Source organism: Mycobacterium hubeiense (genome assembly GCF_002838065.1).
GTDB lineage: Bacteria > Actinomycetota > Actinomycetes > Mycobacteriales > Mycobacteriaceae > Mycobacterium > Mycobacterium hubeiense.
In genome coordinates this window covers 1-11,333 of the sequence record NZ_PIZU01000041.1, presented here as the reverse complement: position 1 = coordinate 11,333, position 11,333 = coordinate 1, and the positions used below count along the sequence as shown (strand labels likewise).

Annotated in this window: 10 protein-coding genes and 1 pseudogene; 8 read left to right on the top strand and 3 right to left on the bottom strand. The window is 66.5% G+C overall.

The annotated features are described in order from the left end of the window. Window positions 1-2 precede the first annotated feature (2 nt). Window positions 3-500, bottom strand: coding sequence for a cupin domain-containing protein (locus tag CWS39_RS23365; RefSeq protein WP_102145281.1), 498 nt, complete (start codon window positions 498-500; stop codon window positions 3-5). 256 nt (window positions 501-756) lie between these two features. Here CWS39_RS23365 and groL point away from each other — a divergent pair, with 256 nt between their 5' ends. Together groL and CWS39_RS23355 are read left to right on the top strand one after the other, a co-directional pair. After that, window positions 757-2,379, top strand: a complete 1,623-nt coding sequence (gene groL / locus CWS39_RS23360; protein ID WP_102145280.1) for a chaperonin GroEL — start codon at window positions 757-759, stop codon at window positions 2,377-2,379. 209 nt (window positions 2,380-2,588) lie between these two features. Further along, entirely contained in the window at window positions 2,589-3,461 is an 873-nt protein-coding gene (locus CWS39_RS23355) for a hypothetical protein (protein ID WP_102145279.1), read from the top strand. Window positions 3,462-3,529: 68 nt separating this feature from the next. Here CWS39_RS23355 and CWS39_RS23350 read toward each other — a convergent pair whose 3' ends face one another. Then, on the bottom strand, window positions 3,530-5,251 hold the full coding sequence (locus CWS39_RS23350; protein ID WP_102145278.1) for an N-acyl-D-amino-acid deacylase family protein: 1,722 nt from the start codon (window positions 5,249-5,251) through the stop codon (window positions 3,530-3,532). Between the two features lie 22 nt (window positions 5,252-5,273). Between CWS39_RS23350 and CWS39_RS23345 the strand changes: the two genes are divergently transcribed. From CWS39_RS23345 to CWS39_RS23325, 5 genes are all read left to right on the top strand, one after another. Further along, window positions 5,274-5,645 carry a VOC family protein gene (locus tag CWS39_RS23345; RefSeq protein WP_102145306.1) on the top strand — a complete coding sequence of 124 codons (372 nt, stop codon included), beginning with the start codon at window positions 5,274-5,276 and terminating at the stop codon, window positions 5,643-5,645. 9 nt (window positions 5,646-5,654) lie between these two features. After that, window positions 5,655-6,173 (top strand): mycothiol transferase, encoded by a 519-nt coding sequence (locus tag CWS39_RS23340; protein WP_102145277.1) that lies wholly within the window; start codon window positions 5,655-5,657, stop codon window positions 6,171-6,173. A gap of 67 nt (window positions 6,174-6,240) precedes the next feature. Further along, a complete protein-coding gene (locus CWS39_RS23335; protein WP_102145305.1) occupies window positions 6,241-7,758 on the top strand; it encodes an aldehyde dehydrogenase family protein in 1,518 nt (505 codons plus the stop codon). Window positions 7,759-7,814: 56 nt separating this feature from the next. Beyond that, a complete protein-coding gene (ppk2, locus tag CWS39_RS23330; RefSeq protein WP_102145276.1) occupies window positions 7,815-8,666 on the top strand; it encodes a polyphosphate kinase 2 in 852 nt (283 codons plus the stop codon). Between the two features lie 29 nt (window positions 8,667-8,695). Further along, window positions 8,696-9,523 (top strand): hypothetical protein, encoded by an 828-nt coding sequence (locus CWS39_RS23325; protein WP_102145275.1) that lies wholly within the window; start codon window positions 8,696-8,698, stop codon window positions 9,521-9,523. A 17-nt stretch (window positions 9,524-9,540) separates the two neighbouring features. Here CWS39_RS23325 and CWS39_RS23320 read toward each other — a convergent pair whose 3' ends face one another. Then, window positions 9,541-10,446, bottom strand: coding sequence for a crotonase/enoyl-CoA hydratase family protein (locus CWS39_RS23320; protein ID WP_102145274.1), 906 nt, complete (start codon window positions 10,444-10,446; stop codon window positions 9,541-9,543). A gap of 129 nt (window positions 10,447-10,575) precedes the next feature. Between CWS39_RS23320 and CWS39_RS23315 the strand changes: the two are divergent. After that, window positions 10,576-11,333 (top strand): annotated as a pseudogene (locus CWS39_RS23315) (transposase); the annotation flags it as partial.

Here is an 11,333-nt window from a genome sequence, read left to right as displayed (position 1 = left end):
GGTTACTCGATAAAGAAGTTGTCGTTCTTCTCGAACCACTCTTTGCGTTCGTCGTCGGTCATGTCGGCGAGCTGGGCGAAGCCTTCGAAGTAGTGCTCACGCGGCGCCCCTGGAGCAAACAACATCAAGATCGAGGTCGGCGCGTCGGCCTCGTTGCGGAAGCCGTGGATGCCGCCGGGCGGTACATAGAGGAAGTCGCCCGGATTGCCGTCGACCCACTCGTTGCCGTCGTAGAGCCGCACCGTGCCGGTCAGCACGAAGAACGCCTCGGACATCGCGCGGTGGAAATGCGGCCCCGGCCCGCCGCCCTTCGGGGCGATGTCCACGCGATAGAGGCCGTAGTCGCCGTCGGTGGCCTGCTGGTTCGCCAGATAGTGGTACTTGACGAGACCGAACGAGTCGTAGTTCGGCGGGGTGTCTGCCCGTCGCACCCACGCGCTGACCTCCGGTTCGTCCTTCACATAGCGCGGCGGGGGATAGGGCGGCACGACCAGTGACATCGACCCCAGCCTGCCACATCGCCATCGTCACCGACGACACATACATCAGTCATACAGTGAGCGCGCTGCCCTGATTGTCGTCGCCGGACAATCTTGCACTCTCCATGGGCGAGTGCTAAGAATGCAGTTGGCACTCGCGACCGGCGAGTGCTAGGTCGGGACGGTGAGGCCGAGCCGCACAGCTCAATGGCCGTCCGTCGCGGGCGCTGGGCCCGGCCGAGAGACGTGCCATCCCCTATCGGAGGAAACCTTCGCAATGGCCAAGACAATTGCGTACGACGAAGAGGCCCGGCGCGGCCTCGAGCGGGGCCTGAACAGCCTCGCCGACGCGGTAAAGGTGACGTTGGGGCCCAAGGGCCGCAACGTCGTGCTGGAGAAGAAGTGGGGCGCCCCCACGATCACCAACGATGGTGTGTCCATCGCCAAGGAGATCGAGCTGGAGGACCCGTACGAGAAGATCGGCGCCGAGCTGGTCAAGGAAGTCGCCAAGAAGACCGACGACGTCGCCGGCGACGGCACCACCACCGCCACCGTGCTTGCCCAGGCGCTGGTCCGCGAGGGCCTGCGCAACGTGGCGGCCGGTGCCAACCCGATGGCGCTCAAGCGCGGCATCGAGAAGGCGGTCGAGAAGGTCACCGAGACGCTGCTCAAGTCCGCCAAGGAGGTCGAGACCAAGGAGCAGATCGCTGCTACCGCCGGCATCTCGGCCGGTGACCAGTCCATCGGCGACCTGATCGCCGAGGCCATGGACAAGGTCGGCAACGAGGGCGTCATCACCGTCGAGGAGTCCAACACCTTCGGCCTGCAGCTCGAACTCACCGAGGGCATGCGGTTCGACAAGGGCTACATCTCGGGCTACTTCGTCACCGACGCCGAGCGTCAGGAAGCCGTCCTGGAGGATCCCTACATCCTGCTGGTCAGCTCCAAGGTGTCGACGGTCAAGGATCTGCTTCCGTTGCTGGAGAAGGTCATCCAGTCCGGCAAGCCGCTGCTGATCATCGCCGAGGACGTCGAGGGTGAGGCGCTGTCCACGCTCGTCGTCAACAAGATCCGCGGCACCTTCAAGTCCGTCGCCGTCAAGGCTCCGGGCTTCGGTGATCGTCGCAAGGCAATGCTGCAGGACATGGCCATCCTCACCGGCGGCCAGGTCATCAGCGAAGAGGTCGGCCTGTCGCTCGAGACCGCCGACGTCTCGCTGCTGGGCAAGGCCCGCAAGGTCGTCGTCACCAAGGACGAGACCACGATCGTCGAGGGCGCTGGCGACAGCGAGGCGATCGCCGGCCGGGTGGCCCAGATCCGCACCGAGATCGAGAACAGCGACTCCGACTACGACCGCGAGAAGCTGCAGGAGCGCCTGGCCAAGCTGGCTGGCGGTGTTGCGGTGATCAAGGCCGGCGCCGCCACCGAGGTGGAACTCAAGGAGCGCAAGCACCGCATCGAGGACGCGGTGCGCAACGCCAAGGCCGCCGTCGAGGAGGGCATCGTCGCCGGTGGTGGCGTGGCCCTGCTGCAGGCCGCCCCGGCGCTCGACGAGCTGTCGCTCGAGGGTGACGAGGCCACCGGCGCCAACATCGTGCGCGTTGCGCTCGAGGCCCCGCTGAAGCAGATCGCCTTCAACAGCGGTCTGGAGCCCGGCGTGGTCGCCGAGAAGGTCCGCAACTCTGCCGCCGGCACCGGCCTGAACGCCGCGACCGGTGAGTACGAGGACCTGCTCGCCGCGGGCGTGGCCGATCCGGTCAAGGTGACGCGCTCGGCGCTGCAGAACGCGGCTTCGATCGCGGCGCTGTTCCTGACGACCGAAGCCGTCGTCGCGGACAAGCCGGAGAAGGAAAAGGCCGCCGTGCCCGGCGCGGGCGATATGGGCGGCATGGACTTCTAAGTCCGTACCCGAGAAGGCCCGGTCTGCTTCGGCAGGCCGGGCCTTTTCGTGCGTTTGCGCTCGCCTCCACCCCTTCGCCTCGAGTGTGCAGTTTCATACGCGACACGCCGGGGGGGGCGTATGAGGACGCACAGTCGCGGCGGCCTGGGCTGTGGATAACCACCGTCCGCGCGGCGTCCGGTGTCACATCGCGATGCCAGCGTGCGGTCATGCAGAACATCGAATGGCCGTTTCTCGCAGCCGAGGCGTTGGACGCCGAAGCACTGACTTTCCGTGAGCTGCGGCGCTTTTACGAAGGGCTCTATCCCCGCGTCTGGGTGCCGCGTGGCGTTCAACTGTCGGCGGCTGAACGCGCCAGAGCCGCGTGGCTGTGGTCGAGACGCGAGGGCGCACTCGCCGGATTGTCAGCGTCAGCGATGCTTGGCGCCAAGTGGATCAACGGTGACACACCTGCCGAACTGATTCACCCCAATCGACGGCCACCGCCACTGCTCATCACCCACGCGGACACTCTGCTGGTCGGTGAAACGCAACGGATCTCCGGTATGTTCGTCACCACGCCCGCCCGCACCGCGTTCGACGTTGGCCGGAGGCTTGGGCTCAAAGTGGGCGTCCAGCGCATCGACGCATTGATGAATGCGACGGACGTCAAGGTCGAAGACGTCGAAGCGGTCATCACCAACCACCCGGGCGTTCGAGGGTTACGGCAGTTGCGCCAGACGCTCTCGCTTGTCGACGGTGGCGCGGAGTCGCCGTATGAATCGCTTACGCGACTTTTGTTGGTCCAGGCGGGATTCCCTCGACCAGAGACTCAGATTGTCGTCGTCAACGAGTACGGCGTGGTGGTCGCCCGCATCGATCTGGGTTGGCGAAAGTACCTCGTCGGCGTGGATTTCGACGGTAAGCAACATTGGGACGACCCTCGCCAGCGGGAGCGGGATGTCGATCGATACTTCGACCTGCCGCAGCTGGGTTGGAATGACATCAGGGTGACCGCCAGCATGGTGCATAACCGGCCGCGTGTCTTCCTCGACCGCGTTGGTGCGGCGCTGATCGCGCGTGGGTGCCCGAAGACGTGGTGAGTGTGCATCCTCATACGCTCTCGTCGGCGAGTCGCGTATGAAACCGCACACTCGGCGATCGGCGGGAACTAGGGAGCGGGTTGACGGCCGCGGACCAGCTTGCCGGGCCGCGCGTCGGTGGGTTTGCCGTTCTCCGCGATGATTTCACCGGAGACGATGGTCGCGACGTAGCCGTCGGCGCTCTGATCGAGCCGACGGCCGCCGGCGGGCAGGTCGTAGGTGATCACCGGCTTGTGCAGTCGCATCGCGGCGTGGTCGATGACGTTGAGGTCGGCCTTGTAGCCAACGGCCATGCGGCCCCGGTCATTTAGCCCCGCGACGCGCGCCGGCACCGAGGTCAGCTCGCGCACGGCCTCGGCCACCGACATCCGGCCCGACGAGCGGTCGCGTGCCCAGTGCGTCAGCAGATACGTGGGAAAGCTTGAGTCGCAGATCATTCCGTAGTGCGCGCCGCCATCGCCGAGGCCGAGGACGACGTCGTCGCGGCGCATCAAGGAGCCGACGGTGTCCAGCGAGTTGTTCTCGAAATTGGCCATCGCGCCGAGCAGCATCGCGTGCCCGTCGTCGTCGAGCAGCCGGTCGTAGGCCTCCTCCATCGGCGACACACCGCGCGCCCGCGCCCGTGCCGCGATGCTCTGGGAGGCTTCCGGCTCGTAGTTGGCGTCGTCGCCGAGCGGGAAGATCCAGTCCCACGCCTGCGCCAAGTACACCAGCGGGTTGGCGGGTGCGCCGCCGGGTTTGTCGTTCAGAATGCGTTCGCGCACTTCGGGTTTACGCATCTGCGCGACGCGCTCGGACAGCGGCAGCCCGGCGATCTCCTGGTAGCTGGGGTACAGCACGAACGGGTTGGCGGTCAGTTCCAGCCCGATCATCAGCCCGATCGGCCGCGGAAACACCTGCGCGGTGATGAAACCGCCTGCAGCGTTGGCCTTTTCGACCATCGTCATCGCTTCCGGCCACACCGGGTCACCGGCGTTGAGGATGAGCAGCGTGAACGTCACCGGTAGTCCGGTGTCGGCGGCGGCGTCGAATACCTGCTGCAGCACCGGCTGATATCCGCCGGCCGGGATGTCGGGGACGAACTGGATCAGCCCGCCGCCACCGTCGGCGACGCCTCGGGCGATCTCCAGAATCTCGTTGGAACCGGCTGCGTAGCTTGGGATCTGCTGACCGCCCTCGGTGCGATGGGTGGCCAGCCGCGACGACGCGAACCCCAGCGCGCCGGCCTCGACCGCTTCCCGCGCCAGCGCCCGCATCCGCGCCAGATCCTCTGCGGTCGCGGGCTCGCGGTCGACGCCGCGCTGGCCCATCACGTAGACCCGCAGCGGCGAATGTGGCAGGTACGCGGCAACGTCAATGTCGCGCCGCCCGCCATCGAGAGCGTCGAGGTACTGCGGGAAAGTCTCCCAGTCCCAAGGTAATCCGTCGACCATGACCACGCCGGGGATGTCTTCGACGCCGGCCATCACGTCCACGAGCACGTCGTGGTCGGCCTTGCGGCACGGCGCGAAGCCGACGCCGCAGTTGCCCATCACCGCCGTGGTGACACCGTGCGACGACGACGGGTTCATCCGGTCCGACCAGATCGCCTGTCCGTCGTAGTGGGTGTGCAGGTCGACGAAGCCGGGTGTGACGAGCAATCCCGTCGCGTCGATCTCCCGGGCGGCGTCCCCGGTGACCGATCCGACGCCGACGATGACGCCGTCGCGCACCGCCACGTCGCCGACGTACGGCTCGCCGCCCAGCCCGTCGACAATCGAGCCGTTTCGAATGACCAGGTCGAATGTCATACCTGAAATCTACGATGAGCCCGTGATCGATCACTTCGGAATCAATTGTGCTGACTACCCCAAGTCACAGGAGTTCTACGACAAGGTCCTCGGCGTGCTGGGCTACACCCGGCAGATGGACTACGAGGTCGCCATCGGGTACGGCAAGGACGGCAAGCCTGATTTCTGGATCGCCGAGGGCAAAGACATGGGGCCCAACCGGGAAATCCACGTCGCCTTCGAGGCCGCAAATACCGAAGCCGTGCAGGCGTTCTACGACGCGGCGCTGGAATTGGGGGCCGAGCCGCTGCATGCGCCGCGGCTGTGGCCGGAGTATCACCCCGGCTACTTCGGCGCGTTCGTCCGCGACCCCGACGGCAACAACGTCGAGGCGGTGTTCCACGGGGCGCAGTAGCGTCGAGGCATGCCTGACAACGACGCGACCGCCGCCCGTGAGCTCCTGCGCGACTCCTTCACCCGGCTGATCGAGCACGTCGAGGACCTCACCGACGAGCTGACCGACGAGATCGCGTACTTCCGTCCGACCGCCGCGGCCAACAGCATCGCCTGGCTGATCTGGCACAGCGCCCGGGTGCAAGACGCTCAGCTGTGTGACATCGCCGGCGTCGAGCAGGTGTGGACGAAAGACGGCTGGGTCGACCGGTTCGGCCTCGACCTGCCGCGCGACGACACCGGCTACGGCCACAGCACCGATGACGTCGGCAAGGTTCGCGCGTCGGCGGATCTGCTGGCCGGCTACTACCACGGCGTGCACAAGGTGACGCTGGAGTACATCGCCTCGGTCACGCCCGGTGAGTTGAGCCGTATCGTCGACACGCGATGGAATCCGCCGGTGACCGCGAGCGTGCGGCTGGTCAGCATCATCGACGACTGCGCGCAGCACCTCGGGCAGGCCGCGTACGTGCGAGGCATCGCGGGCTGACAGCGTGACTTGACGGGTGTCAACCCCCGATGCGATCTGCGTCACACACGGCGTTAGCATGACCCTCATGACCGCGACGCCCGAAGTTGATCTGCCCGACACCGGCACCATCCGCAACCCCGCCACCGGCGCCGTCGCCGGAAAGGTGCGGTGGACCGACCCCGCCGACGTGCCGCGCATCGCGGCGGGCCTGCGCGAGGCGCAGAAGGAATGGGAGGCCCGCGGCGCCAAGGGCCGCGCCAAGGTGCTGGCCCGTTACGCGGTGTGGCTGGGCGAGCACCGCGAAGAGATCGAAGAACTGCTGATCAACGAGACCGGCAAGTCGGCCGCCGATGCCGTCCAAGAGGTGCCGATGTTGATCGGCATCACGTCGTACTACATCAAGACGATGGAGAAAGCGCTGGCGCCGGAAACCCGGCCCGCGCCGCTGGCGTACATGGCGGTCAAGAAGATCACCGTGCACTACCGCCCGCGCCCCGTTGTCGGGATCATCGCTCCGTGGAACTTCCCGGTCGCCAACGCGTTGATGGACGCGCTCGGCGCGCTGGCTGCCGGATGCGCGGTGCTGCTCAAACCATCCGAGCGCACACCGTTGACCGCCGAGTTGCTGCTGCGCGGTTGGCTCGATTCCGGGGCGCCCGAGGTGCTGGCGCTGGCGCAGGGGGCGCGTGAGGTGTCCGAGGCCGTCATCGACAACTCCGATTTCATCCAGTTCACCGGCTCCAGCGCGACGGGCGTCAAGGTGATGGAGCGCGCCGCCCGTCGGCTCACCCCGGTGAGCCTGGAACTCGGCGGCAAGGATCCGATGATCGTGCTCGAGGATGCCGACATCGAGTTGGCGGCCAACGCCGCAGTCTGGGGCGGCCTGTTCAATGCGGGCCAGATGTGCGTGTCGGTGGAACGGGTGTATGTCCTCGAGCCCGTCTACGACCAGTTCGTCGAGGCGGTGGTCAAAGCGGTCAAGGAGCTCAAGATGGGCGCCGGTGAGGGCAACCACTTCGGCGCGATGATCGACGACACCCAGGTCGCGGTCGCCGATCGTCATGTGCGCGAAGCGGTTGCGGCCGGCGCGAAGGCGCTGACCGGCGGTGAGCGCGCCGACGGGCCGGGCAGCTTCTACCCGCCGACGGTGCTGGTCGACGTCGACCATTCGATGCCGTGCATGACGGAGGAGACGTTTGGCCCGACGCTGCCGATCATGAAGGTGTCGTCGGTTGAGGAGGCCATCCGGTTGGCCAACGACAGCCCGTACGGGCTTTCCGCGTCGGTGTTCTCACGCGATGTCGAGCGTGCGAAAGCCGTTGCGCTGCAAATCGATGCGGGCGCGGTCAACATCAACGACGTCGTCGCCAACCTGATGTGCACGACGGCGCCGATGGGCGGCTGGAAGTCCTCGGGCATCGGCGCACGGTTCGGCGGCGCCGACGGTATGCGCAAGTTCTGCCGGCAGGAGACGATTGTGGTGCCGCGCACCAACGTCGGCGCGGGCGGCAACTACTACAACAACTCTCTGAACGCGCTCAAGCGGATGAACAAGGTGATGACCAAGCTGGCGTTGGCTCGTCCGCGCCGCACGGCGAAGTAAGGCGCCGTTCACCGCGGGGTCACGTCGGCGTCAGCCGCAGTCGATACGTTCGGCCGGTGCTGGCGATCGATGGCTACACCGTCCGTGACGATGACGACGACGACCCGGTGTTGGTGCACGCCAGCGGCGTTGACGTGGACACCTGGCGGGAGAACTACCCGTACGACGAGCGCATGGCGCGTACGGAGTACGAGGAGCAGAAGCGGCTGCTGCAAATCGAGCTGCTGAAGCTGCAGAAGTGGAGTCAGCGCAACGGGTTACGTCACGTCATCGTGTTCGAGGGCCGCGACGCCGCGGGTAAGGGCGGCACGATCAAGCGGTTCATGGAACATCTCAACCCGCGCGGCGCTCGCGTCGTCGCGCTGGAGAAGCCCACCGAACGCGAACGCACCCAGTGGTACTTCCAGCGTTATGTCGCGCATCTGCCGGCCGCGGGGGAGATCGTGCTGTTCGACCGGTCCTGGTACAACCGGGCGGGCGTGGAGCGGGTGATGGGGTTCTGCACGCCGCGCCAGCACGCCGAGTTCATCCGGCAGGTCCCACTTTTCGAGCAGATGCTGGTCAACGACGGCATCAGCCTGACCAAGCTGTGGTTCTCGGTGTCGCCGGCCGAACAGCGCACGCGGTTCACCATCCGCCAGGTCGACCCGGTACGGCAGTGGAAGCTGTCCCCGACAGACCTGGCGTCGCTGGACAAGTGGGATGAGTACACCGCGGCGAAGGAAGACATGTTCGCGTGGACGGACACCGAGGTCGCGCCCTGGACGGTGGTCAAGAGCAACGACAAGAAGCGCGCCCGCGTCAACGCCATGCGCTTCGTGCTGAGTAAGTTCGACTACGACGACAAGGACCATGAGGTGGTCGGCAAGCCCGACCCGCTCATCGTGGGGCGCGCCCTGTCCGACTGACAGCGGGCCGTCCCGGCAAGGAGGACGGCGTGCGATTCGTGGCGGCGCTGCTGATGTGGGTTGTCACCACGGTCGCGCTCGCGGTGGCGGTTCCGACGGCGTGGGCGCAGAAGAACATCGTCGATATGAACGGGTATTCGGCGTTCGCGGCATCGGCGGCCGAGGACCCCGCCTTGCAGCGGGCGATGGCGGGTGAGCTCACCACGCAGGTGACCCGGTTGTCCGACGGGCAGGTGTCGTCAGATCTGGTGCGCGGAGTGGCGGAGGCGTACACCGCGAGCCCGTCGTTCCCGGGCCAGTTCGCGCAGGCCAATCAGATCGTGCACCGGTGGATGTTCACCGATCGCATCTCGACGGACTCCGAGGGGCGTTGGGTGGTGGATCTGGCACCGATGCTGTCCGATTCGTCGTTCCGGCAGACGCTGTCGAATTTCAACGTCGAGGTGCCGTCGTCGTTGACGGTGCCCGTCACGGTGTCCTCGGATCTACGGCCCGGACAGTTGCGGCCGTTGGCGACCTGGGGCCCGTGGGTCAGTGTGGGGGCGACGATCCTGGCGGGCGTGTTCGCATTGCTGACGCTGGCGGTAGCTCGCTCGCGGGGGAAAGCGCTTGCGGCATTGGGTGTTTCGGCTCTGCTCGTGGGTGCGGCAGGATGGGCGGCGCTGGAGGTGGCCCGCGGCTATATCAACTCCGCGTTGAATAACACCACGGGCGATGTCCGTGCGGTGGCCGACGCGATGGTCAACCACGCCGAAGATGGCCTGCACCATTGGCTGAACCTCACGCTGGCGGCGGGCGGGGCGTTGGTGGCGCTCGGAGTGGTCGTGTCGATGCTGGGTGGGCTGCGGCGGTCGTAGGGTTGTCGATCTCGGCGTCAGGGTTCGATGACGTGCGACGGGTCCGGCCGCCGTTCCGGCGGGGCCTGGCTGTAGTCGCCCCACGGGCCGTCGCGCTGTTCGACCGCGGCCCGAACGCCTTGCGATGCTGCGGTGTCGATGAATTCCAGCGCTTCGGGGGTGTTGCGCATTAGCCCGTCGAGGATGCCGCCGAGCGTCTGGGTCGAGGCCAGCCCCATGTTCTCGTAGGCCTGGTTGACGATGAGCTTCTGGGCCTGCAACTGGGACAACGGGATTCGGGCCAGCTTGGTGGCGATCTCGCGGACACGGGCTTCCAACTGGTCGAACGGCACCGACTCATTGATGAGTTCCACTGCGGCGGCTTCCTTTCCGGTCAGCGGCTCACCGGTCAGCGAGTGCCACTTCACCTTCGCGAGACTCAGGCGGTAGAGCCACATGCCGGTGAGGTAGGCGCCCCACATGCGGGCGTAGGGCGTGCCGATGACGGCGTCGTCGCTGGCGATGACGATGTCGGCGCACAGCGCGTAATCGCTTGCGCCGCCGACACACCAGCCGTGGACCTGGGCGATGACGGGTTTGGAGGCGCGCCAGATGGCCATGAACTTCTGGGTGGGCCCGGTCTCGCGGGCGGTGACCATGGCGAAGTCCTTGCCGGGATCCCACCGGCCGTCGGTGTTCATCCTGGCGCCCCAGTGTTTGAACCCGCCGCCGAAGTCATAGCCGCCGGAGAAGGCGCGGCCGGCGCCGCGCAGCACGATCACCTTGATGTCGGGATCACGCTCGGCGAGCCCGATTGCCTTCTCGATCTCGTCGGGCATCGGCGGCACGATCGTGTTGAGGTGCTCAGGCCGGTTCAGGGTGATCGTCGCGATGGGTGGCTCGGTCCTGTACAGCAGCGTTTCGAACTGGGGTGACGGGAGCAATGATCAGAACCTGTGGATGAGCCTCGGGATGGGGGCGTGAAAGTGGGCGCACCTTCCCGAGGATGATCTGAAAGTCAGTAGGTCCGATCATGAGCCGGCGTTGGCGCGCTGGTTCGGGAAGGTACGCCCATGCTCACCGTAGTTCACGACGCCGAGGACGCCAACGGCCACGAGGCCTCTGGGCGCTCGTTGTTGGACGAGATCGTCCGCGACGGTGCCCGGCAAATGCTGGCCGCGGCGTTGCAGGCCGAGGTCGCCGCGTATGTGGCCCAGTACGCCGATCAGCTCGACGACAACGGGCACCGGCGGGTGGTGCGCAACGGCTACCACCAGCCACGTGAGGTGTTGACCGCAGCCGGTGCGGTGCAGGTGAAAGCTCCACGAGTCAACGACAAACGCGTCGACCCCGACACTGGTGAGCGGAAACGGTTTTCCTCGGCGATCCTGCCGGCGTGGGCGCGCAAGTCACCGCAGATGAGCGAGGTGCTGCCGCTTTTGTATCTGCACGGGCTGTCGACCAGTGATTTCGGGCCGGCCCTGGAGCAGTTTCTGGGCTCGGGTGCCGGGTTGTCGGCCACCACGATCACCCGGCTGACCAGTCAGTGGCAAGATGAGGCCCGCGCGTTCGCCNCTGGGCTCGGGTGCCGGGTTGTCGGCCACCACGATCACCCGGCTGACCAGTCAGTGGCAAGATGAGGCCCGCGCGTTCGCCGCCCGGGACCTGTCGGGCACCGATTACGTCTACCTGTGGGTGGACGGCATCCACCTCAAGGTCCGCCTGGACCAGGAAAAGCTGTGCTTGCTGGTGATGCTGGGTGTGCGCGCTGACGGCCGCAAAGAACTGGTGGCGATCACCGACGGCTACCGCGAATCGACCGAGTCGTGGG